21 protein-coding genes are annotated in these 22855 nt (G+C 60.2%); 6 read left to right on the plus strand and 15 right to left on the minus strand.

From position 1 onward, the window contains the following. Position 1: 1 nt before the first annotated feature. The 5 genes from FW764_RS13955 to FW764_RS13975 form a co-directional block, all read right to left on the minus strand. The gene (locus FW764_RS13955) at positions 2-751 is read right to left on the minus strand and encodes an SDR family NAD(P)-dependent oxidoreductase (RefSeq protein WP_446434414.1); all 750 of its coding nucleotides are present in this window, start codon (positions 749-751) and stop codon (positions 2-4) included. 73 nt (positions 752-824) lie between these two features. Then, complete coding sequence (locus FW764_RS13960; RefSeq protein WP_446434415.1) at positions 825-1586, minus strand: SDR family NAD(P)-dependent oxidoreductase; 762 nt, start codon at positions 1584-1586, stop codon at positions 825-827. Positions 1587-1596: 10 nt separating this feature from the next. Continuing rightward, positions 1597-2937: an MFS transporter gene (locus FW764_RS13965; RefSeq protein ID WP_446434416.1), complete on the minus strand. Its 1341-nt coding sequence runs from the start codon at positions 2935-2937 to the stop codon at positions 1597-1599. 169 nt (positions 2938-3106) lie between these two features. Next, on the minus strand, positions 3107-3985 hold the full coding sequence (locus FW764_RS13970) for a polysaccharide deacetylase family protein (RefSeq protein WP_053254585.1): 879 nt from the start codon (positions 3983-3985) through the stop codon (positions 3107-3109). A gap of 11 nt (positions 3986-3996) precedes the next feature. Further along, positions 3997-5328 carry an amidase gene (locus tag FW764_RS13975; protein ID WP_446434417.1) on the minus strand — a complete coding sequence of 444 codons (1332 nt, stop codon included), beginning with the start codon at positions 5326-5328 and terminating at the stop codon, positions 3997-3999. Positions 5329-5678: 350 nt separating this feature from the next. Between FW764_RS13975 and FW764_RS13980 the strand changes: the two genes are divergently transcribed. From FW764_RS13980 to cmoB, 6 genes are all read left to right on the plus strand, one after another. Beyond that, positions 5679-6668 carry a GntR family transcriptional regulator gene (locus FW764_RS13980; RefSeq protein ID WP_446434418.1) on the plus strand — a complete coding sequence of 330 codons (990 nt, stop codon included), beginning with the start codon at positions 5679-5681 and terminating at the stop codon, positions 6666-6668. A gap of 312 nt (positions 6669-6980) precedes the next feature. After that, positions 6981-9404 carry an endopeptidase La gene (gene lon, locus FW764_RS13985; RefSeq protein WP_446434419.1) on the plus strand — a complete coding sequence of 808 codons (2424 nt, stop codon included), beginning with the start codon at positions 6981-6983 and terminating at the stop codon, positions 9402-9404. Between the two features lie 200 nt (positions 9405-9604). Then, on the plus strand, positions 9605-9994 hold the full coding sequence (locus tag FW764_RS13990; RefSeq protein ID WP_446434420.1) for a protease inhibitor I42 family protein: 390 nt from the start codon (positions 9605-9607) through the stop codon (positions 9992-9994). A 1-nt stretch (position 9995) separates the two neighbouring features. Further along, on the plus strand, positions 9996-10652 hold the full coding sequence (locus tag FW764_RS13995) for a lysoplasmalogenase (RefSeq protein ID WP_446434421.1): 657 nt from the start codon (positions 9996-9998) through the stop codon (positions 10650-10652). Positions 10653-10688: 36 nt separating this feature from the next. Next, a complete protein-coding gene (gene cmoA, locus FW764_RS14000; RefSeq protein ID WP_446434422.1) occupies positions 10689-11432 on the plus strand; it encodes a carboxy-S-adenosyl-L-methionine synthase CmoA in 744 nt (247 codons plus the stop codon). Then, positions 11429-12385 carry a tRNA 5-methoxyuridine(34)/uridine 5-oxyacetic acid(34) synthase CmoB gene (gene cmoB / locus FW764_RS14005; RefSeq protein WP_446434423.1) on the plus strand — a complete coding sequence of 319 codons (957 nt, stop codon included), beginning with the start codon at positions 11429-11431 and terminating at the stop codon, positions 12383-12385. The genes cmoA and cmoB overlap by 4 nt, the downstream gene beginning before the upstream one ends. 77 nt (positions 12386-12462) lie before the next feature. Here the strand turns inward: cmoB and tadA are convergent, their stop codons facing one another. From tadA to lptF, 10 genes are all read right to left on the minus strand, one after another. Continuing rightward, entirely contained in the window at positions 12463-12960 is a 498-nt protein-coding gene (tadA, locus tag FW764_RS14010; protein ID WP_446434424.1) for a tRNA adenosine(34) deaminase TadA, read from the minus strand. Continuing rightward, positions 12960-14336 (minus strand): multicopper oxidase family protein, encoded by a 1377-nt coding sequence (locus FW764_RS14015; RefSeq protein WP_446434425.1) that lies wholly within the window; start codon positions 14334-14336, stop codon positions 12960-12962. Before FW764_RS14015 ends, tadA begins: the two co-directional genes overlap by 1 nt. A gap of 131 nt (positions 14337-14467) precedes the next feature. Next, positions 14468-15211, minus strand: a complete 744-nt coding sequence (pdxJ, locus tag FW764_RS14020; protein ID WP_446434426.1) for a pyridoxine 5'-phosphate synthase — start codon at positions 15209-15211, stop codon at positions 14468-14470. Positions 15212-15262: 51 nt separating this feature from the next. Beyond that, on the minus strand, positions 15263-15952 hold the full coding sequence (gene recO, locus FW764_RS14025) for a DNA repair protein RecO (RefSeq protein ID WP_446434427.1): 690 nt from the start codon (positions 15950-15952) through the stop codon (positions 15263-15265). A 157-nt stretch (positions 15953-16109) separates the two neighbouring features. Continuing rightward, positions 16110-17012 carry a GTPase Era gene (gene era, locus FW764_RS14030; protein ID WP_003234112.1) on the minus strand — a complete coding sequence of 301 codons (903 nt, stop codon included), beginning with the start codon at positions 17010-17012 and terminating at the stop codon, positions 16110-16112. Beyond that, a complete protein-coding gene (gene rnc / locus FW764_RS14035; RefSeq protein WP_003188856.1) occupies positions 17005-17694 on the minus strand; it encodes a ribonuclease III in 690 nt (229 codons plus the stop codon). The genes era and rnc overlap by 8 nt, the downstream gene beginning before the upstream one ends. A gap of 152 nt (positions 17695-17846) precedes the next feature. Continuing rightward, a complete protein-coding gene (lepB, locus tag FW764_RS14040) occupies positions 17847-18698 on the minus strand; it encodes a signal peptidase I (RefSeq protein WP_446434428.1) in 852 nt (283 codons plus the stop codon). Between the two features lie 5 nt (positions 18699-18703). Then, on the minus strand, positions 18704-20503 hold the full coding sequence (gene lepA, locus FW764_RS14045; RefSeq protein ID WP_003210439.1) for a translation elongation factor 4: 1800 nt from the start codon (positions 20501-20503) through the stop codon (positions 18704-18706). A gap of 151 nt (positions 20504-20654) precedes the next feature. Next, positions 20655-21734 (minus strand): LPS export ABC transporter permease LptG, encoded by a 1080-nt coding sequence (gene lptG / locus FW764_RS14050; RefSeq protein ID WP_446434429.1) that lies wholly within the window; start codon positions 21732-21734, stop codon positions 20655-20657. After that, positions 21727-22845: an LPS export ABC transporter permease LptF gene (gene lptF, locus FW764_RS14055; protein WP_446434430.1), complete on the minus strand. Its 1119-nt coding sequence runs from the start codon at positions 22843-22845 to the stop codon at positions 21727-21729. The genes lptG and lptF overlap by 8 nt, the downstream gene beginning before the upstream one ends. Between the last annotated feature and the right edge of the window lie 10 nt (positions 22846-22855).

Here is a 22855-nt window from a genome sequence, read left to right on the forward strand (position 1 = left end):
CTCATGGCATGACATCGCCAGCGTTCGGGCCAAGCGTTTGACCGACGAACAGGTTGCCACCTGGCTCACTGGCGAGTAACACGGCGGTGGGCGCCACTTCATCGGCCAAGCCGAAGCGGCCCAGCGGCAGCTCAGCAGCCTTGGCGCGCTTCCAGTCGGCGCTGATGCCGCCCACCAGCGGCGTTTCGATAGGGCCGGGCGCGATGGCGTTGACCAGCACATTGTCCTTGGCCACTTCCAGCGCCAGTGATTTGGTGAAACCGATTACGCCAGCCTTGGCAGCGGCGTAGTGGGTCAGCTCGACGCCGCCCTTGATGCCCAGCTGCGAGGCAACATTGATGATCCGCCCCCAGCGCTGCGCGAGCATGTGGGGCAAGGCGCGCTGGCTGGCGACAAACACGCTGGTGAGGTCGACGCGCAACATGTCGTTCCACATCTCGATGGACAGGTCGACGCAGCGCGCCTGGGTGAGCATGCCGGCGTTGTTGACCAGAATATCAATGCCGCCAAACTGCTCGACGCAACGGTCGACACTGGCTTGGGCGCCTTCGACAGTGCCGACATCGGCCAGGCACTCGAATACTTCAGCGCCGAGGTTGCGACAGGTGATAGCTGTTTCGGCAAGGCTGGCGGCGTGGCGGTCGGCCAGCAGTAAGCGCGCGCCTTCGGCGGCGTAAGCGCGGGCGATGGCGGCGCCAATGCCACTGCCTGCGCCGGTAATGACGGCGCGGCGGTGAGTGAGTTGCGGCATGTAAATTCTCCTGAAACAGGCACAGTCCCAATGTGGGAGGGGCCTGCCCTCTCCCACCGTTAAATCCAGTACATCAGTCGGGCCAGCGTACGGTTAGTCCACCGTCGATGACGATGCTCTGCCCGGTCATATAACTCGACGCCTCACTGGTCAAGAACTGCACCAGCGACGCCACCTCATCCGCCCGCCCGACCCGGCCCAACGGTATCGCCCGCGCAGCCTTCGCGAGCCCTTCAGGCCCCAACGAGTTCTTCGCATCCAACGACTGCGGCGTCTCGATCAACCCGGGAATCACCGCATTGCAACGAATCCCCAACGGCGCCAACTCCACCGCCAACGACCGGCACAGCCCCGGCACTGCGGCCTTGGCTGCCGCGTAGTGGCTGTGTTCCTGCCAGCCGTACACGCCACCGGCAATCGACGAAATCGCCACCAGCGCGCCGCCCTCGTTCATATGCCGAATCGCAGCGCGGAAGGTACGCATCACCCCGGTGAGGTCGACATTGAGCATCTCGTTCCACAGCTCATCAGTCATTTCCAGCAACGGCGCGCGGCGCAATAAGCCGGCATTGGCCACCGCGTAATCCAGGCGGCCGAAATGCTGCACCGCTTGTGCGGCCAACGCGTCTACCGAGGCGCTGTCGCCGACGTCCAGCGGCAGCATCAGGCACTCACCGCCCGCCTCTTCCACCAGGGCGACCGTGGTGTGCGGGTCATGCGGATCAGCCGGGTAATACCCGCCCACCACCGCCACGCCGCAGCGCGCATACGCCACGGCGAGGGCTTGGCCGATGCCACTAGCGGCCCCCGTAATCAAGGCAACTTTACGCTTCATCACACATTCCTCACTGAACGGTTTCCGGACGCACATGGCGGGCGGCAAACATCAGCGCGCCAGACAAGAAACACGGCAATGCGCCGAACCACAGCGCAGCGGTCTGCCAGTCACTGCCGGCGGACAACACTTGGGTAGCGCCGAAACCTGCGACTACCGCACCAATCGGGCCCATGGCATGGATAATCGCGCCGCCGGTAGCGCGGATGCTGGTAGGGAAGCTCTCGCTGATAAAGAACAGCGCCGCCGAATACGGCCCGATCAGGAAGAACAGACCCAGGCTGTAAAGGCCGACCACCATCGGCATATTGCTCGGGCCGAACAACATGCCGGCAAATGCCAGCCCGCCAAGCATCCAGCCCAGGCCAATAACGTTGCGGCGGCCGATCTTGTCGCCCATCCAGCCGTGGGTCAGGTAACCGCAGTAACCCACCAAGTTGGAGAGCACGAGGATGATCAGCGAGTTCTCGAACGAGATGTGGTGCACACTGACAATCACCGAGGTGCCGAGCACGCTGAACACCTGAATCGCTGCCCAGTTGAGCAACAGCGCGGCACCGATCACCAGGGTCGCGCGACGCGCAGGGCCACGAAACGCGGCTTTGAGGCCGGCCTTGCTGTGTTCGTCGTAATCCACTGCGTAGGTTACGGCGACGTTCTGCGCTTGCTTCACCGCGCCGCTTTTACGCAGCTCGCTGATGCGCTGGTGAATCTGGAACTGTGGGCTCTCCTTGAGCTTGCGCGCCATGATCGCAATCACAATCGCCGGAATGGCCGCGAAGATGAAGCAACCCTGCCATCCAATAATGGGCAGCAACAGCGCGGTCAAACCGGCAGCGATCAACGCACCAACCGGCCAGCCGCCCTGCACCAGGCTATAGATAAACCCACGGCGCTTGGTCAGTCGCGGATCTTCAGAGGCGCCATATAGCTCGCTCAGATACGTGGCATTGACGGTTTCCTCGGCATAGCCAAGACCGCCCAAAGAACGGATCAAAATCAGCGGCGATTTGCCCCACGCCCCACCAATCGCGGTGAGTGCCGAGCACAGCGCAGACCCGGCCACGGTAAAAATAATGCCTTTGCGTCGGCCCAACTTGTCGACGACAGGGCCTATGGCAAAGGCGACCACCGCCGTGCCCACCGCCACCCAGGTCGCGATTTCCGCCTGCTCCACTTCTCCCCAACCGAAGTGCCGGCCGATCTCCGGCAGCAAGGTGCCGAACAGGATGAAGTCATACACTGCAAACACCCAGGCGAAAAACGCGATCCAGGTGGCGAAGCGCACTTCCTGTGACGTCAGTTGCCGGGGTTTCCAGCCAGTCAGGTCAAGCTTGTTGTAGATGGACATAGATCGCGCCTCACAAGGTTAGGGGCAAATGCCAACTCGCTAAGGTGGAACCTCTAGCTGATGCGAGGAAGCTTGCTCTCGCTGGACTGCGTAGCTGTCCCATTTTTTAGGGCCGCTTCGCGCCCTGGCGGGAACAAGCTCCCTCGCCACAGGTCACGGATGACTCAGATCAGGAGCGCGGTTGGCGCCGGATAAAGTCGTCGGCGATTTCATCAAAGGTGACGAAGCGCACACCCGCATGGCTCTGGATATGTTCGATCAAGCGCTCGAGCATCAGCAGCACTTGCGGGCGGCCGGACACGTCGGGGTGGATGGTCATGGTGAACACCGCGTGCTCGTGCTCGCGGTAGACCCAGTCGAACTGGTCGCGCCACATTTCTTCGAGATGGCGCGGGTTGACGAAACCGTGGCTGTTGGGGGCTTTTTTGATGAACATCATCGGCGGCAGGTCATCGAGGTACCAGTTGGCGGGAATCTCAACCAGGTCGGTTTCTTCACCGCGCACCAAGGGTTTCATCCAGGTATCAGGGTGCTGGCTGTAGTCAATCTTGGTCCAGCTGTCACCCTTGCGTACGTAGTAAGGGTGGAAGTCGTTGTGCATCAGGCTGTGGTCGTACTTGATGCCTTTTTTTAGCAGCAGCTCGTTGGTGACCTTGCTGAATTCCCACCATGGCGCGACGTAGCCCGTGGGGCGTTTGCCGGTGACTTGGGTGATCAGCTCGATAGACTTGTCGAGAACGATTTCTTCCTGCTCAGCCGTCATCGCGATGGGGTTTTCGTGGCTGTAGCCGTGCACACCGATTTCGTGGCCAGCGTCGGCCACCGCCTTCATCTGCTCGGGGAAGGTTTCCATCGAGTGACCCGGGATAAACCAGGTGGTACGCAGACCGTAACGCTCGAACAATTTGAGCAGGCGCGGCGCGCCGATTTCACCGGCGAACAGGCCACGGGAAATGTCGTCCGGCGAGTCTTCGCCGCCATAGGAGCCGAGCCAGCCGGCGACGGCGTCAACGTCGACGCCAAATGCACAGAGAATGTCTTTAGCCATGGTGTGTCTCCTTAAATAGTCATCACAGATTCGACAGACAACGCCGTACGCAACAGGCGTGCGTCTTCCCCCGTCGGGGCACTGAGCAGCAACCCGGTGGGCAGGCCCTGGGCATCGAGCCCGCTGGGCAAGCTGACGCCAGGCATGTCGAGCAAACTGCCGGGCATGGTCAGGCGCAGGGTGGCGAGGTTGGTTTTTACGAACAGGTCGTCATCGGCTTCCAGCGGGGCCAACGGTGGGGCGACATGGGCAACGGTCGGGGTGATTAGAACAGCGCCATCGAGCTCGTCGACCAGTTGAAGTTGCAGGCGCCGGCGCGCATCGGTCAGCTGCAGTAACTGGCTGGCGGGCAATGAACGCGCGGCTTCGAGGCGGCGGCGTACGCGCGGATCGAGTCGCTCGGCATCGCGGCTGTCGAGCAAGGCTTCGTGCAAGGCGAAAGCTTCGAACGAGCCGAGCCAGCCGCACTGCTTGATCAGGTTGAGAGTGGCTTGGAAGGTGGCCGACGCACGCACCTCGATCAGTGCGCCAGCGGCTTTGAGTTGGTCCACCGCGCGCAGCAGGTTGTTGCGTACGGCAAGCTCGATGTCTTCCAGTGTTCCTTGCTCAAGCACAAAACGCTGGCCCTTGAGACTGCGAGGGCTATGGGTTTGCATGCGGCCGTTGAGTAAGTCGTCGATGGCCAGCGCATCACGCACGCTGCGGGTCAGCGGGCCAAGGCTGTCGAGGGTGTGCGCCAGTGGGAAAACCCCGTCGCGACTGTAGCGCCGGCAACTGCTGCGGTAGCCCACCACACCATTGAGCGCAGCCGGAATACGGATCGAGCCGGCGGTGTCGGTGCCCATGGCGATCGGTACGATCCCGGCGGCCACGGCGACGGCCGACCCTGACGATGAACCGCCGGGAATGCGCGGTTGATCAGCGCTATGGGGATTGTAAGGCGTGCCGAAATGCGGGTTCAGGCCCAGACCGGAATACGCCAGCTCGCTGAGGTTGGTCTTGCCCAGACTGACCATCCCGGCGCGGCACAGCAGCCCCACGCTCTGCGCGTCGAGCAAGGCCGCTGGCGCCTCGCGACGGTAGGCGGCACCGGCTGTGGTAATACTGCCGGCGACATCAAACAGATCTTTCCAGGCCAGGGGCACACCATCGAACACGCTCAAGGGCTGGCCGGCTCGCCAGCGCGCTGCGGAGGCTTCAGCTTCGCGGCGGGCGCGCTCGTCAGTCAGGCAGATAAACACGCTTGGGGCCATGCTCGCGTGCAGAAGTGCCTGCTCGAAGACTTGCACCGGGTCGCTGCGACCACTGGCGAACGCTTCGGCCATTGACGTGGCGTCTGACATCAGAATGCACCTCAAAAAATGTATATATTAATAAAATGTACATTTTATAGAGGCAGCTTTCGTGCCAGTCTCTTGGCAGCGTTTTTTGCGCGAATGAGGTTTCTCGCCGAGAGCTACGGCCTAGATGGTTTTGTAGGAAGCAAAATTGCCAGGCCCAAGCGCGGGAAAAGGCTCGCAATGAAATATTGTATCTTTTATTAATAAGTACATTTTGGTGCAAAAAGTAACAGCGCAATTGGTAAGGCCCCAAAAATGTGCCACTGACGTGGCGCAGAGTGACAGGTGCATCTATGAGAGAATCCACGGCCTACGTCCTACACAACTCAGAACTTTTTACGTCAGAGAATGCGATGAAAGCAGTGTCCGCCTCGGCCTCCCGTTACGCGATGATTCACCAAGTGTTGCGTGACGCGATCGTCAACGGCACTGCACGCCACGGGTTGGTCTTGCTGGAAGCACCGTTGGCCGAGTTGTTCGGCACCAGCCGTGTGCCGGTGCGCAAGGCGCTGGACCTGCTGCACGACGAGGGCCTGATCTGTCGTTTCAACGGCCGCGGTTACCTGATCAACCCCGAAGGCCTGGCCATGGAACCGCTACGCCTGCCCTTGAGCCACGCGCACCTGGGCCTGAATGGCGACGACGAACTGGTGGACACCCGGCCGTTGGGCGAACGGATCGTCGAGGAAATCGGGGCGGCGCTGTCCACCTGCATTGCCTTCGGCCACTACCGGCTGGATGAGCAAGCCGCCGCCGACCACTATGGCGTCAGCCGCGCCGTAGTGCGTGAAGCGCTGATGCGCCTGCGTGATCGCGGCCTGGTGGAAAAAGAACCCTATTCACAATGGCTGGCTGGGCCGCTGACCGCGCGCGAAGTCACCGAAGACTACGAATTGCGCGCCTGCCTGGAACCTGAAGCGCTGCGCCAGAGTGCACCGAACCTCGACCGCGAAATGCTCGAGACGATGTTGCAGCGCGTGCTGGATGCCGAGGAAAGTATGCAGTGCAGCCTGGAAGCCATTGAGCAAATCGAACAGGACTTGCACCAGCGCTGCCTCGCTGGCCTGCAAAACCGCAAGATCGCCGCGCTGATTCGCCAGGGCCAGAGCCCGATGATCATCAGCCGAATTTTTTACCGTTTGCTGGGGATCGGCGCGGATCCCGCCATGCTTGCCGAACATCGACTGATTCTTGAGCTATTGCTGCACGGTGCGTTCGATGCGGCGGCGCTGAGTTTGCGTGAACATTTGCAACGGGCCAGTCAGCGTATGTTGCAGCGTTTGAAGGTGTTGTCGGTGCTACCGGAACAGCCGATTCCCGCCTACCTCCACAAGATCAGCTAACCCCACGCGCTCTGAAATGTGGGAGCTGGATTGCCTGAGATAGCGGTCTGCCAGCCAACACATCAGTGGCTGATGCACCGCCATTGCAGCTTAGGTATCCACACATCTTTTTATGGGTTGAATTCTTTGGTTGTAGCGGGGGGCTGGGTACATATCCGTCATTTGGGTAACGGCTGCTATTGGTTCCGCTCTTACAGGCGTAAAGCGCCGCTGTCGAAAATATTATGCAATATGTTGCTAACTGCGCCCGGCCATTGAAACCACCGCTGCACCGCCCCATCTAACTTGCATACTTCCTTATGCAGGTGCCCCATGAGCGACCAGCAAGAACTCCCGGACATCGACCTCAACGATTACGCCGATCCGGAAAACGCTGAACACGAAACATCGTCCAACACCGGCCTGGCCCTGCCGGGGCAAAACCTGCCGGACAAGGTTTACATCATCCCGATCCACAATCGGCCGTTTTTCCCGGCGCAAGTGCTGCCGGTGATCGTCAATGAAGAACCGTGGGCCGAGACCCTGGAACTGGTGAGCAAATCCGACCACCATTCCCTGGCGCTGTTCTTCATGGATACGCCGCCGGAAGATCCACGCCACTTCGATACCTCGAGCCTGCCGCTGTACGGCACACTGGTGAAGGTGCACCACGCCAGCCGCGAGAACGGCAAGCTGCAATTCGTTGCCCAGGGCCTGACCCGCGTGCGCATCAAGACCTGGCTCAAGCACCATCGCCCACCGTACTTGGTGGAAGTCGAATACCCGCACCAGCCGACCGAGCCGACCGATGAGGTCAAGGCCTATGGCATGGCGCTGATCAATGCGATCAAGGAACTACTGCCGCTCAACCCGCTGTACAGCGAAGAGTTGAAGAACTACCTCAACCGCTTCAGCCCCAACGACCCGTCGCCACTCACCGACTTCGCCGCCGCGCTGACCTCGGCCACCGGTAACGAGCTGCAGGAAGTGCTGGACTGCGTGCCTATGCTCAAGCGCATGGAAAAAGTGCTGCCGATGCTACGCAAGGAAGTCGAAGTCGCGCGCCTGCAAAAAGAAATCTCGGCCGAGGTGAACCGCAAGATCGGCGAGCATCAGCGTGAGTTCTTCCTCAAGGAACAACTCAAGGTCATCCAGCAGGAGCTGGGCCTGACCAAGGACGATCGCAGCGCGGACGTCGAGCAGTTCGAACAACGCCTGGTCGGCAAAGTGCTGCCGACCCAGGCGCAAAAACGCATCAGCGAAGAAATGAACAAACTGTCGATCCTGGAAACGGGTTCGCCGGAATACGCCGTGACCCGCAACTACCTGGACTGGGCGACCTCAGTGCCGTGGGGCGTGTATGGCAAGGACAAGCTCGACCTGAAACACGCGCGCAAAGTATTGGATAAACACCATGCGGGCCTGGATGACATCAAGAGCCGTATCCTCGAGTTCCTCGCGGTGGGCGCCTACAAGGGCGAAGTCGCCGGTTCCATCGTGCTGCTGGTTGGTCCGCCGGGCGTGGGCAAAACCAGTGTGGGCAAATCGATTGCCGAGTCCCTGGGCCGGCCGTTCTACCGTTTCAGCGTCGGCGGCATGCGCGACGAGGCCGAGATCAAGGGCCATCGCCGCACCTACATAGGCGCCCTGCCCGGCAAGCTGGTACAGGCGCTCAAAGATGTGGAAGTAATGAACCCGGTGATCATGCTCGACGAGATCGACAAGATGGGTCAGAGCTTCCAAGGCGACCCGGCGTCGGCGCTGCTGGAGACCCTCGACCCGGAACAGAACGTCGAATTCCTCGATCACTACCTGGACCTGCGCCTGGACCTGTCCAAGGTGTTGTTCGTGTGCACGGCGAACACCTTGGACTCAATCCCCGGCCCGCTGCTCGACCGAATGGAAGTGATTCGCCTGTCGGGCTACATCACCGAAGAAAAAGTCGCCATCGCCAAACGCCACTTATGGCCGAAACAGCTGGAAAAAGCCGGCGTGTCGAAAAACAACCTGAGCATCAGCGACGGCGCCCTGCGCGCGTTGATCGACGGCTATGCGCGCGAAGCCGGGGTGCGCCAGCTGGAGAAACAGCTGGGCAAACTGGTGCGCAAAGCCGTGGTCAAGCTGCTGGACGAGCCGGACTCGGTGATCAAGATCGGCAACAAGGACCTGGAAAGCTCCTTGGGCATGCCGGTGTTCCGCAATGAACAAGTGTTGTCCGGCACCGGCGTGATCACCGGCCTGGCCTGGACCAGCATGGGCGGCGCGACCTTGCCGATTGAGGCGACGCGCATCCATACGCTCAATCGAGGCTTCAAGCTCACCGGGCAGTTGGGTGACGTGATGAAAGAGTCCGCCGAGATTGCCTACAGCTATATCAGCTCGAACCTGAAGTCGTTTGGCGGTGATCCGAAATTCTTCGACGAAGCCTTCGTGCACTTGCACGTGCCGGAAGGCGCCACGCCCAAAGACGGCCCGAGCGCCGGCGTGACCATGGCCAGTGCGCTGCTGTCGCTGGCGCGTAACCAACCGCCGAAAAAAGGCGTGGCCATGACCGGCGAGCTGACGCTGACCGGGCATGTACTGCCGATTGGCGGGGTGCGTGAGAAGGTGATTGCGGCGCGCCGCCAGAAGATTCACGAGTTGATCTTGCCGGAGCCGAATCGCGGCAGCTTTGAGGAGTTGCCGGAGTATCTGAAGGAAGGCATGACGGTGCACTTTGCCAAGCGCTTTGCGGATGTGGCAAAGGTGTTGTTCTGATAGTGCTCTAGTGGCTGTAAGGGCCTCATCGCGGGCAAGCCCGGCTCCCACAAGGATCGGTGTTGTCAAAGACAACCCGGTCAACTGTTGGAGCGGGCTTGCCCGCGATGGCGTCGGTGGCCCCACTCTTGCGCCCTTCTGCCACACCTTGCCTCATCTTCGGTTATGCTCGCCCTTCGTCGCCAAACAACGGAGCCCCCATGACCGCTGCCCGCCTGCTTCTCCCCTTGAGCCTTGCCCTGCTGGCCGCGTGCGCCAGTGCCCCCAAGCAAAACGTCACCGTGGAAAACCAGAGCGCCTGCCCGCTCCAGCTTAAATCCGGACAAAACCTAACCCTCACCTTACCGAGCAACCCCACCACTGGTTACCGTTGGGCCATCCAGGATTCCGCCGGCGGTGTGCTGCGCGCACTCAGCCCTGAGGTTTACAGCAGCACAGAATCCGGTGTGATCGGTGGTGGCGGCCAGTCGACCTGGCGCTTCCAGGCCTTTGCTGCCGGCCAAGGCCGTCTGCGCCTGACCGCCCAGCAACCCTGGGAACCGGAAGCCGAACCCGCCGAAACCTTCGACTGCGCCATTACGGTGAACTGATATGCCTTGGCTGATTCTTGCGTTGATGGGCGCCAGCACATTTATCTACGGCCTGAGCACCCATGCGGCCTTACTGTGCCTGCTGGTCAAACCGCTGCCGGTATTGGCGCTGCTGGGCTGGTTGCATGATGCGCCGCCCACCGACTATCGACGCTGGATCAGCCTGGGGCTGATATGTTCCTTGGTGGGCGATGTATTGCTCGCGTGGCCGGGCGACCTGTTTATTTTTGGCCTCGGCGCTTTTTTGTTCGCGCACCTGGCGTATTTGAAAGCCTACTTCAGCGATTGCCGCCGCCTGGCGGTGTTACCACTGGTATTGGCGCTGGGCGTGGGCGCTATCTTGCTGGGCATCCTGATTTCCCATGGCCTGGGCGATTTGCTGATACCCGTCGTGGTTTATGCACTGGTGATCAGCGCCATGCTCTGGCGTGCATTGGCACGGTTGGGCAGTGACGTACCCAAGCAATCGGCCCTGTTGGCGGCGGCGGGGGCGGTGTCGTTTGTATTTTCCGACACGCTCATCGGCATCAATCGGTTTGTGGTCGCCTTTGAAGCGGCACCGTATTTGTTGATTACCACGTATTGGCTGGGCCAGTGGGGCATCACCGCTTCTGCTTTCCATCAGACAACCCGCGCACACGAGGGCCAACTTGGCTAAAATGCCGGCCTTTCCCCCTTCGTCGCCGGAACAGCCGTGAGCAAAGAACCCGATCGCCTATTCGCCCAGCCCCTGCCCCAGGTGCCAGACTTCGCCTTTAACGAGGACGTGGTGAGGGTGTTCCCGGACATGATCAAGCGCTCGGTGCCCGGTTATCCGACTATCGTCGAGAACCTCGGCGTGCTCGCAGCGCAATTTGCCCAACCCAATAGCGTGCTCTACGACTTGGGCTCTTCTCTCGGCGCGGTCACCCAAGCGCTGCGCCGCCATGTGCGTACGGACGACTGCCGGGTGATTGCGGTGGATAACTCGGCGGCGATGGTCGAGCGTTGCCGCGAATACCTCAATGGCCAGGACTCAATGTTCCAGGAGTTGCTGCCGGTTGAGGTGATCGAGGGCGATATCCTCGCGTTGCAGTTCCAACCGGCCTCGGTGGTGGCGCTGAACTTTACCCTGCAATTTATCGCCCCCGATGAGCGCCTGGCGTTGCTCGGGCGCATCCGCCAATCGCTGTTGCCGGGCGGTGCGTTGATCCTCTCAGAAAAGCTGCGCTTCAATGATCCGCAAGAGCATGCGTTGCTCACCGATTTGCACATCGCGTTCAAACGCGCCAACGGCTACAGCGAACTGGAAATCGCCCAGAAGCGCAGCGCCATCGAAAACGTCATGAAGCCCGATAGCCTCGAAGAACACCGCGAACGCCTGTTGGCGGCCGGGTTCTCGAAAGTCGTGCCGTGGTTCCAGTGTCTTAACTTTGCCTCGTTGATTGCCTTGCCATGATTGATCTGTCCCCCCTCGCCCGCCATCTGGTGGGCACTCCCTTGGCCGTGTGGGCCCAGGGCCTGCAAGCACAACTCGATAGCAAGATGGAAAAGGGTCACGGCGACCTTGAGCGTTGGCAGAGTGCGCTGGATGCGCTGCCGAACATCCAGCCCAGCGAGGTCGATTTGCTCAACGGCTTGACCCTCGACACGGATTGCGACGACACCACCCGCGCACAAATGCACACCGCGTTGATGGGCTTGAGCCCGTGGCGCAAAGGCCCATTCCACTTGTTCGGCGTGCACGTGGACACCGAATGGCGTTCGGACTGGAAGTGGTCGCGGGTTGCGCCGCACTTGGATCTGAAAGGCAAACGCATCCTCGATGTGGGCTGCGGTAACGGTTACTACATGTGGCGCATGCTCGGCGCCGGTGCCGATAGCGTGATTGGCGTGGACCCGAACTGGCTGTTCTTTTGCCAGTTCCAGGCGGTGCAGCGCTATTTGTCGGCGCCAAGGGCCTGGCACTTACCGTTCCCGTTTGAAGACCTGCCGCCGAACATGGAGGGCTTCGACACGGTGTTTTCCATGGGCGTGTTCTATCACCGTCGCTCGCCCATCGAGCACTTACTGGCGCTGAAAGATTGCTTGGTCAAAGGCGGCGAACTGGTACTCGAAACCTTGGTGGTCGAAGGCGATGAGCAGCAAGTGCTGGTGCCGGAGGACCGCTACGCGCAGATGCGCAACGTGTGGTTTCTGCCATCGGTGCCGGCGCTGATGTTGTGGCTGCGCCGCGCGGGCTTTAGTGAAGTGCGTTGTGTGGACGTGAGCGTGACCACGGTCGAGGAACAGCGCGGGACGCCGTGGATGAAGTTCCAATCGCTGAGTGATTTCCTCGATCCGGACGATCACAGCAAGACCCTTGAAGGGCTGCCGGCGCCGATGCGGGCAGTGATCATCGCGAGGAAGTAACCCGAATCTTCCTGAAAAAATGGAGATCAACATGTGGGAGCTGGCTTGCCTGCTCCCACATTGGTTTTCAGTATTCTTTAGCGTGTGGGTTTGGCTCGGCGAGCCTTAAAGAACTCACTCAGCACCGTCCCACATTCCTCGGCCAACACCCCACCTTCAAACAACACCCGATGGTTGAGAAAGCCCTGGGTAAAAAACTGGCCCTGGCTCTGCACGATCCCAGCTTTGGGCTCCAGCGCGCCGTACACCACCCGCGCGATGCGTGAGTGCACGATCAGGCCCGCGCACATGCTGCACGGCTCCAGCGTCACATACAGCGTGCTGCCGACCAGGCGATAGTTGCTGATCGCTTGCGCGGCGGCGCGGATGGCGACCATTTCGGCATGGGCGCTGGGGTCGTTGCCACTGATCGGGCAGTTGAAACCGCGACCGATGATTTCACCGCCCTGCACCAGCACCGCACCCACGGGCACTTCGCCCAATGCTGCGCCTTGAGCCGCGAGAGCCAGGGCTTCGCGCATGAAGTCCTGATCGCGGCTGCGGTCGATGATCGCTGTGGGGCGAACCTGACGCATCACGCCACCTCAATCGCGGCCATCAGGCCGGTTTCCATGTGGTCGATCACATGGCAGTGGAACATCCATACCCCCGGGTTATCCGCCACCAACGCCACGCGAGCGCGCTCGTTCTTGCCCAGCAGGTAGGTGTCGGTGAAGTACGGGATCACCTTGTGGCGGTTCGAGGCGAGCACCTTGAAACTCATGCCGTGCAGGTGGATCGGGTGTTGGTACTGGGTCATGTTCTTCAATTCGAAAATGTAGCTCTTGCCCTTCTCAAGCGTGGCAATCGGGCGGTCGGCGCAGGTCTTGTCGGTGATGTCCCAGGCCTTGCCGTTGATTTGCCACAGGCTCGGCGGCTTGCCGTCATCGACTGAGACAGTACCGACCCATTCGAAATTGAAGTTGAGTTTCTCGGCGTTGGCCAGGTCTGGCTCGGCAATCGGGTTGGCGGGTAGCGCCGGTGGCCATTCGGTTGGCGCGTCGGTATTGGCGATCGAACGGAACGTGCCCAGGCGCACCGGGCCATTGCGGATAGAGAGTTCTTCGCCAGCCGGCGGCGCCTTGATCGCCAGGCAAATGCGCATGCCCGGGCCCAGCCAGTATTCCTTGCCCAGTGGGCGCGGCTCGATCGGGTTGCCATCCAGCGCGTAGATCTGCGCTTCGACGCCGGGAATATTAATGCGATAAGTCAGGGTGTTATCGAGGTTGAGCAGGCGCACGCGGGTGATCTGCCCGGCGGGCAAATCGACTACCGCCTGGGACACGCCATTGATCGTCGACAGGCGCCCGGCCGTGCCGCCACGCGCGGCTTCTCGGGGTACGCTGAAGGCGACAAAGGCGCCCTCTTCGTCCACGTGCCAGCTTTTCAGGCTCAGGGTGCGTTCGTGCTTGAAACCGGTGGGTTCGCGCTCCTCGATGATTAGCGGGCCGACCAGGCCACGACCGAGTTCTTCGCTGCTGTTCACATGCGGGTGATACCAGTAGCTGCCGGCGTCAGGCACGCGGAATTTATAGTCGAAGTATTCACCGGGCAGCACCGGCAATTGCGAGACGTAAGGCACGCCGTCCATTTCCAACGGCAGGCGGATGCCGTGCCAGTGGATGGTGGTGGCGACCGGCAGGTGGTTGATGAAGCGCACCCGCAGCCATTCGCCCTGACGCACACGCAACTCGGTGCCCGGCGCCGATGGGCCGAACGCCCAGGCTTCGGTCTTGTGGCCTGCAACCAGCTCCACGTCGAGCGGTGCGGCAATCAGCTCGTAATCGTGCCCCGCTTCGGCCTCGGCGACTTTCCCCAACCAGTAGCGGTAGGCGCCACCGGCACCGGCACCCACTACGGCCAGGCCTGCAAGACCACCCAGGATTTGTCGACGGGAAAAGGATCGGGACACAACAACCTCACGTATCTGCCGCAGACTCAGGCCTGCAAAGGGCAGATACGATACACCTGCATTGGCTAAACAGTAAGGCTTCTCATGTGGGAGGGGGCTTGCTCCCACCCACATTGGATCTTTATTGTTTTTTAAGGCTTGGCGGCCGCCAGGATCAGCGCTTTCATCTCGGCCACAGCGCCTTTGAACCCGACGAACAGCGCATGGGCCACCAGCGCGTGGCCGATATTCAGCTCGTTGATACCCTTGATCGCGGCCACGGCTTCGACGTTGTGGTAGTGCAGGCCATGGCCAGCGTTGACGATCAGGCCTTCACTCAAACCGCACTTCACGCCGTCGATGATGCGCTGCAACTCGTCAGCCACTTCAGTGGGCGTGGTCGCATCGGCGTAACGGCCAGTGTGCAGCTCGATGGCCGGTGCACCCACGCGGCGCGAGGCTTCGATCTGGCGCGGGTCGGCGTCAATGAACAGCGAGACTTCGCTACCGATCCTCGACAGACGCTCCACGGCGGATTTGATCCGCGCTTCCTGGCCGGCCACGTCGAGGCCGCCTTCGGTGGTCAGTTCCTGACGGGTTTCCGGCACCAGGCAGATGTGTGCCGGGCGGATGCGCTCGGCGAATGCCATCATTTCTTCGGTGACGCCCATCTCGAAGTTCATGCGGGTTTGCAGTACGTCCTTGAGCAGCAACACGTCGCGCTCCTGGATGTGACGGCGGTCTTCGCGCAGGTGCACGGTGATGCCGTCGGCGCCCGCTTCTTCGGCGTCCAGCGCGGCCTTGACCGGGTCGGGGTAACGGGTGCCCCGGGCCTGGCGCAGGGTAGCGACGTGGTCGATGTTCACGCCAAGAAGAATGCGGTTGCTGGTGGTCACGGAAGCGCTCCTGAAAAGGGAAAGAAACGCTGCACAGCATACACGGGGTTGTCAGGGCTTTCGAAACAACTCGCGACTGACCAGCGGCCGGCCACCCAAGTGAACAGCCAGCGCCTGGCGCATCAAACGCTTGGCGGCAGACAACGCGCCAGGCGCGGTCCAATCGGCTTCGCTCATGGCCAGCAACTCGGCGCCCTGGAACAGACCGGGTTGCAGCAGGTACACGCGCTCAAGGCCAGCGTCGACTTGCAGGCGGTACATGCCGTCCTCGACGATGGGGTCGCCGTGCAGGTCGTTGCTCAGTTCAAAGCCGTAGCCCAGGTCGTCGAGCAGGCGCCATTCGAAAGCGCGCAGCAGCGGCTCCAGGGGGCGGCCTTCGGCCAGGGCCAACAACGTGGCAGCGTAGTGATCGAACACCGCCGGGTGCGGGTCTTCGGCGGGCAGCAGGCGAATCAACAGCTCATTGAGGTAGAGGCCGCTGAAGAGTGCTTCGCCATTGAGCCAGGCAGAGGTGCCGACGCTTTCCAGGCGACCGACGTTTTTCAGCTCGCCCTTGCCACGAAACTCCACGTCCAGAGCCACAAACGGCCGGGCCAACGTGCCAGCCTTGCCTCGGGCGCTACGCAAGACTGCACGCAGGCGGCCTTGGGGCGTGAGGAAGTCCACCAAGGCGCTGGTCTCGCGGTAGGCGCGGCTATGCAGGACGTAGGCGGGTTGGCTGGGGGGTGGCGTTTGGGACATGGGTTCTCACTGCTGGAATGCATTTTTGAAAACTACACAAACCTAATGTGGGAGGGGGCTTGCCCCCGATGGCAGTGTGTCAGTCACTTATTTATTAACTGACCCACCGCTATCGGGGGGCAAGCCCCCTCCCACATTTTTTTGCCCTGCGGTGTCCTTACAAGTCGCCGTAACCCAGGGAGCGCAACGCGCGCTCATCATCAGACCAACCACCCTTAACCTTCACCCACAGGTTAAGCATGATCTTGGAGTCAAACAGCAACTCCATGTCCTTGCGCGCTTCGGTGCCGATGCGCTTGATGCGCTCGCCCTTGTCGCCAATGATGATTTTTTTCTGGCCGTCACGTTCGACGAGGATCAGCGCATGGATATGCAGGGTTTTGCCCTGCTGCTTGAACTCTTCGATTTCGACGGTGATCTGGTACGGCAGCTCGGCGCCCATCTGGCGCATGATTTTCTCGCGCACCAGTTCGGCAGCGAGGAAACGGCTGCTACGATCGGTGATCTGGTCTTCCGGGAAGAAGTGCTCGTTCTCCGGCAGGTAACCGGCGATCACGCGCTCCAGGGCCTCAAGGTTGTGGCCGTGCTGGGCCGAGATCGGCATGATCTGGGCGTTCGGCAGTTGCTCCTGCAACCACGTCAGGTGCGGCATCAGCTCGGCTTTGTCTTCGATGCGGTCGGTCTTGTTCAGCGCGACGATCAAAGGGCCGGTGACGTACTGCACGCGCTCGAGGACCATCTGGTCTTCGTCGGTCCACTTGGTGCGGTCAACCACGAAGATGACTACATCGACGTCTTTCAACGCCGCCGAAGCGGTCTTGTTCATGTAACGGTTAAGCGCTTTCTCGCCACCTTTGTGCATGCCTGGGGTATCAACATAGACCGCTTGCACGCTGCCTTCAGTCTTGATGCCGAGCATGTTGTGACGGGTGGTCTGCGGCTTGCGCGAGGTGATCGCGAGCTTCTGGCCGAGGATGTGGTTCAGCAGCGTGGACTTGCCCACGTTCGGGCGGCCGACGATGGCAACATAGCCACAGCGTGTTGCGGTTGAATCAGTCATGGCCATTCTCCACGCCCAGGGCAATCAGTGCTGCAGCGGCCGCTACCTGTTCGGCAATACGACGGCTCACACCCTGACCTCGGCTTTTTTCATTCAATAAGGTGATTTCACATTCCACGAAGAACACGCGGCAATGCGGCTCACCCTGGATATCCACCACTTCGTAGCGTGGCAGTTCGCAACCACGGGACTGCAGGTACTCCTGCAGGCGGGTCTTGGGGTCTTTATTGGTGTCGACCAGCGTCAGGCTTTCGATTTCCGAAGCCAGCCAGGCGACCACACGTTCCTTGGCCGTCTCCATGCCCGCATCGAGGTAGATCGCACCAATCAACGCTTCGAGGGCATCAGCGAGGATCGACTCGCGACGAAAACCGCCGCTTTTCAATTCACCGGAACCCAGGCGCAGGTATTCGCCTAAGCCAAAACCACGGGCCAGTACGGCCAGGGTCTCGCCTTTCACCAGGCGTGCACGCAGGCGCGACAGCTGGCCTTCGCGCGCTTGAGGGAAACGCTCGAACAGCGCCTCACCGGCAGCGAAGTTGAGGATGGCATCACCGAGGAACTCCAGGCGCTCGTTATTACGCCCGGCAAAACTGCGGTGTGTGAGGGCAAGGACCATCAATTCCTGGTCCTTGAAGGTGTAGCCGAGCTGACGCTCGAGACGACTTAGAGAAACGGTCACGGTTTATCCATATCTAGTTGGTGGCACCGGCGGCCATCGAAGATTGACGCAATGTTCAAATTCAATTCCTGGTGGGCGCTGCATGAGGCAGGACGATTGATTGTCCCAACCCCAGAAAAGCATTCGGCGCTGTGTTCACAGCGCCGCTGGTATTACTTGATCAGCCCGACCCGCGAGAAGTTCGGCAGGTGGCTGAGTTTGGGTTCCGGCCAGCTCATCCAAACCGCAAAGGCTTTGCCGACAATGTTCTCGTCGGGAACCATGCCCAGCAGGTCCTTGGGAATGTTGGGGTCATCCCAGTACCGGCTGTCGTTGGAGTTGTCGCGGTTGTCGCCCATCATGAAGTAGTGACCCGACGGGACAGTCCATTGGCCACCCGGCATGGAGCGCCCCATGGCTTTATGGACCAGGTGCTCGGAATCACCGACCTGCTCTTTATAGACTGCAACATCACCCAGCGGTGGATCATAGGTGGTGCCGATCATCTGGTCGGTAATCAACTGACCGTTGATATACAGGTGTTTGTCGTCGGTGTAACGCACGACATCACCTGGCAACCCGATGACACGCTTGATGTAGTTCACGCTTGGATCAGCCGGAAAACGGAACACCATCACATCGCCGCGTTGCGGGTCACCCACCGGGATGATTTTCTTGTCGATCACCGGCAAACGGATCCCGTAGGAAAACTTGTTCACGAGGATGAAGTCGCCGACGTCCAAGGTAGGTTTCATCGAACCCGACGGGATCTGAAACGGCTCTACCAGGAACGAACGCAACACCAGTACGATGAACAACACCGGGAAGAACGACTTGCCGTATTCAACCAGCAAAGGCTCTTTGTTCAGCTTCTCGACCACCACCGCATCGGGCTGGCTGACGCTGCCCTGATAGGTGGCGATAGCCGCCCGCCGACGCGGGGCGAAGAACACCAGATCGAGCAACGCCAAGAGACCGCAAACGGCAACGGCGATGACCAGCAACAGCGGGAAATTTAGCGACATAGGACCTAACTATCCAACCTGAGCACCGCAAGGAAGGCTTCTTGTGGAATTTCCACGTTGCCCACTTGCTTCATGCGTTTTTTACCGGCCTTTTGCTTCTCAAGCAGCTTGCGCTTACGGCTTACATCACCGCCGTAGCATTTGGCCAGTACGTTCTTTCTGAGTGCCTTGACGGAGGTCCGCGCAATGATCTGCCCGCCAATGGCGGCCTGGATCGCGACGTCGAACATCTGGCGCGGAATCAGTTCTTTCATCTTTTCGGTCAACTGGCGACCTTTGTAGTGCGCGTTGTCCTTGTGCACGATCAGCGCCAGGGCATCGACCTTGTCGCCGTTGATCAGCACATCCAGCTTCACCAGATTAGCCGATTGGTAGCGATCGAAATGGTAATCCAGCGAAGCATAGCCGCGACTGGTGGATTTGAGACGGTCGAAGAAGTCCAGGACCACTTCGTTCATCGGCAAATCGTAGGTCACTTGCACCTGGGTACCGAGGAACAACATGTCGTGTTGTACGCCACGTTTTTCGATACACAGGGTAATCACGTTGCCCAAGTGTTCCTGCGGCACCAGGATATTGGCCCGCACGATCGGCTCGCGCATGTCTTCGATAGAGGACAGATCTGGAAGCTTGGACGGGTTGTCGACGTAAATCGTTTCACCGGTTTTCAGCGCCAGCTCAAAAATAACCGTTGGCGCAGTGGTGATCAGGTCCAGGTCGTATTCGCGCTCAAGGCGCTCCTGGATAATCTCCATGTGCAGCATGCCCAGGAACCCGCAACGGAAGCCGAAGCCCAGGGCGTCGGAGCTTTCCGGGGTGTACTGCAACGACGAGTCGTTGAGGGTCAGCTTCTGCAAGGCCTCGCGGAAGTCTTCGAAGTCATCGGAACTGACCGGGAACAAGCCGGCATAAACCTGCGGCTGGATGCGTTTGAAGCCGGGCAGCACGTCGACGTCAGGGGTGGAGCTCAAGGTCAGGGTGTCACCCACCGGTGCACCGTGAATGTCCTTGATACCGGCGATGATGAAGCCTACTTCACCGGCCTTAAGGTCAGTGGTGGCGGTGTGCTTGGGGTTGAATACGCCGACGCTGTCCACCAGGTGGATCTTGCCGGTGGACTTGACCAGGATCTTGTCGCCCTTCTTCACCCGGCCGTGGCGCACACGTACCAGGGAAACAACGCCCAAGTAGTTGTCGAACCAGGAGTCGATGATCAACGCTTGCAGCGGATCTTCGTAGTTGCCAGTAGGCGCTGGGATGGTCTTGACCAGACGCTCGAGCACTTCGTCAACGCCCAGGCCGGTCTTGGCGCTGCACTCGACGGCGTCGGTGGCGTCAATGCCGATGATTTTTTCGATTTCTTCTTTGACGCGGTCCGGATCGGCCTGTGGCAGGTCGATCTTGTTCAGTACCGGCATGACCTCAAGGCCCTGCTCGATCGCGGTGTAGCAGTTGGCTACGGACTGGGCTTCTACGCCCTGGCCCGCATCGACCACCAGCAAGGCGCCTTCACAGGCCGCCAGCGAGCGGCTGACTTCGTAGGTGAAGTCAACGTGGCCGGGGGTGTCAATGAAGTTCAGCTGGTACTTGATACCGTCTTTGGCGGTGTAGTACAGGGTAACGCTGTGGGCCTTGATGGTGATCCCGCGTTCCCGCTCGAGGTCCATGGAGTCCAGGACCTGGGCTTCCATTTCACGCTCGGCAAGGCCGCCGCACATCTGGATGAATCGATCGGCCAGCGTCGACTTGCCATGGTCAATGTGGGCGATGATGGAGAAATTGCGGATATGACTCAAATCACTCACGGATCAACACTCAAAAAGGCTGCAGGCAGATTGCCCGCTGAAAAATAGCCGGGAATTGTACCTGATGCTCAGGCCAAACGTCATCTTTGCTGACCAGAACAAAAATGCCCCGATCTCTCGACCGGGGCATTTTTTGTTCATAAGCGCGGTATCAACCGGCTCGGCGCAACAGCCAGAACCCGGCCAGGGCGCAAATAGCCGTCGGTACCAGCACTGCAAACAGCGGCGAGAAACCGAATACCAGGCTCGACGGGCCGAGCAGGTCCTGGGCGATGCGGAAGGTAAACCCCACCAGCACACCGGTAAACACCCGCTGACCCAAGGTCACGGAGCGCAACGGGCCGAAGATAAAGGAAATGGCCATCAACACCAGCGCGGCGGTCACCACCGGCTGCAGCACCTTGACCCAGAACGCCAGCCAGTAGCGGCCGTTATTCAAGCCCTGGTCCTTGAGGTAGTGGATATAGCTCCACAAACCGGAGATCGGCAAGCTTTCCGGGATCATCACCACGGTATTGAGCAGTTCCGGCTTCAGGGCGATGTCCCATTGCTCGGTCGGCACGTTGATCACCTCGGTGCTGGCCTTAGTGCCTTGCCCGACGTTGCGAAAGTACGTAGTGGTGACATCGTTCAGCGTCCATTTCTCGGCACTGTACTGCGCGCGCTTGGCGAAACTGGAGGTCAGCATGTGCCGCTCTTTGTCGAACGTGTAACGCGTCACACCAATTAACAGGCCATCAGGCTGCACGGCGTTGATGTGGATAAATTCATCACCCTGGCGGTGCCACAGGCCATGCTTGGCGCTCTGCGCATCGCCCGAGCCTTGAGCCAGGGCGCGATTGGCCTGAGCGGTGGCTTCAGACGGCGGCGCCACGTATTCGCCAATCAACACACTACAGGCCATCAGCAGCAGCATAGGTTTCATGACCGCCCAGACGATACGACCGATGGACACACCGGCAGCGCGCATGATGGTCAGTTCACTGTTGCTGGCCAGGGTGCCCAGGCCGATCAGGCAGCCAATCAACCCGGCCATCGGCATCATTTCGTAGAGACGACGCGGCGCGGTCAGCGCCACGTAGCTCAGTACGTCGGTAACGGTATAAGTGTCGGTGACGTTGCCCACTTCATCAATGAAGGCGAACAACGACGCCAAGCCGAGGATGATGCCCAATACCGCCAGGATGGCGATCAGTACGCTGCTACCAATGTAGCGGTCGAGCTTAGCCACGAGCCAACTCCTTCAGGCCACGACGGCTCTTCATTTTCAAACGGATAGGTTCCCAGTAGAGCAACCCCAGGCCGATCATCAGGAAAATCCCGTGTACCCACCACAAGCCCAGGACCGGCGACAATTTGCCTTTTTCCAAGGAGCCACGGGCGGAAATCAGGATGGTCAGGTAGGCCATATACAGAAGAATGGCCGGGAGCAGCTTGAGGAAACGACCCTGACGCGGGTTTACCCGGGACAGTGGAACAGCCATCAAGGTCACGATAAACACCAGCAACGGCAGGGAAATGCGCCATTGCAACTCGGCGATGGAGCGCAGCTCCTGGCTGCCGAACAGCGACGCCGTCGGCAGCGCGTCGCGGTCGGTCACCTCTTCGCTGATCTCCGGCCTAGCCAGCATTACGCCATAAGTGTCGTACTTGATCGCCCGATAATCAGCCAAACCTGGGCTGCCGTCATAGCGATAGCCATTTTCCAAGATCAGGTAACGGCTGCCGTCAGGGCGAACTTCCTGGCGACCACTGTTGGCCACCAAAATTGAAATGCCACGGTCTTTCTGGTTATCGCCCTGGTTTTTCTGAGAAATAAACACGCCGCCGAGGTTGGCACGGTCATCGGTCATGGTTTCGGTGTAGGTCACCCGCGTACCGTCGTTGAGCGCCTGAAAGCGCCCGGGCTCGAGGGTGTCGAACTCGGTCATCGCATCCTGTTTGTTCAGCAACAATTGGAACTGCATTGCGCCCTGAGGTGCCAGGCTCATGCTCAACCACGCCACCACCAGCGCAACACCGGCGGCCGGCACCATGGTCATAGCCAACAGACGCTGCTGGCTCATGCCGGTGGCCGAGAGCACAGTCATTTCGCTTTCAAGGTACAAGCGGCCGTAAGCCAGCAGGATGCCGAGAAACAGGCCAAGCGGCAGGATCAACTGCAGAAACCCCGGCAGACGAAAGCCCATGATCAGGAACAAAGAGCCCGGATCCAGGGCGCCAGAGGCGGCCTGCGCAAGGAATTTGACGAAACGACCACTCATGGTGATGACCAACAGCACCGCACTCACGGCACTCAGGGTCAACAGGACTTCGCGGGACAGATAACGGAAGACGATCAAACCAGACACT

Source organism: Pseudomonas sp. 1152_12, assembly GCF_052850675.1.

Bases quoted from the DNA above. Each gene is read 5' to 3' on its own strand.
- FW764_RS13955 (WP_446434414.1), bottom strand. From the start codon at position 751: ATGCCGCAACTCACTCACCGCCGCGCCGTCATTACCGGCGCAGGCAGT.
- FW764_RS13960 (WP_446434415.1), bottom strand. From the start codon at position 1,586: ATGAAGCGTAAAGTTGCCTTGATTACGGGGGCCGCTAGTGGCATCGGC.
- FW764_RS13965 (WP_446434416.1), bottom strand. From the start codon at position 2,937: ATGTCCATCTACAACAAGCTTGACCTGACTGGCTGGAAACCCCGGCAA.
- FW764_RS13970 (WP_053254585.1), bottom strand. From the start codon at position 3,985: ATGGCTAAAGACATTCTCTGTGCATTTGGCGTCGACGTTGACGCCGTC.
- FW764_RS13975 (WP_446434417.1), bottom strand. From the start codon at position 5,328: ATGTCAGACGCCACGTCAATGGCCGAAGCGTTCGCCAGTGGTCGCAGC.
- FW764_RS13980 (WP_446434418.1), top strand. From the start codon at position 5,679: ATGAAAGCAGTGTCCGCCTCGGCCTCCCGTTACGCGATGATTCACCAA.
- lon (WP_446434419.1), top strand. From the start codon at position 6,981: ATGAGCGACCAGCAAGAACTCCCGGACATCGACCTCAACGATTACGCC.
- FW764_RS13990 (WP_446434420.1), top strand. From the start codon at position 9,605: ATGACCGCTGCCCGCCTGCTTCTCCCCTTGAGCCTTGCCCTGCTGGCC.
- FW764_RS13995 (WP_446434421.1), top strand. From the start codon at position 9,996: ATGCCTTGGCTGATTCTTGCGTTGATGGGCGCCAGCACATTTATCTAC.
- cmoB (WP_446434423.1), top strand. From the start codon at position 11,429: ATGATTGATCTGTCCCCCCTCGCCCGCCATCTGGTGGGCACTCCCTTG.
- tadA (WP_446434424.1), bottom strand. From the start codon at position 12,960: ATGCGTCAGGTTCGCCCCACAGCGATCATCGACCGCAGCCGCGATCAG.
- recO (WP_446434427.1), bottom strand. From the start codon at position 15,952: ATGTCCCAAACGCCACCCCCCAGCCAACCCGCCTACGTCCTGCATAGC.
- era (WP_003234112.1), bottom strand. From the start codon at position 17,012: ATGACTGATTCAACCGCAACACGCTGTGGCTATGTTGCCATCGTCGGC.
- lepB (WP_446434428.1), bottom strand. From the start codon at position 18,698: ATGTCGCTAAATTTCCCGCTGTTGCTGGTCATCGCCGTTGCCGTTTGC.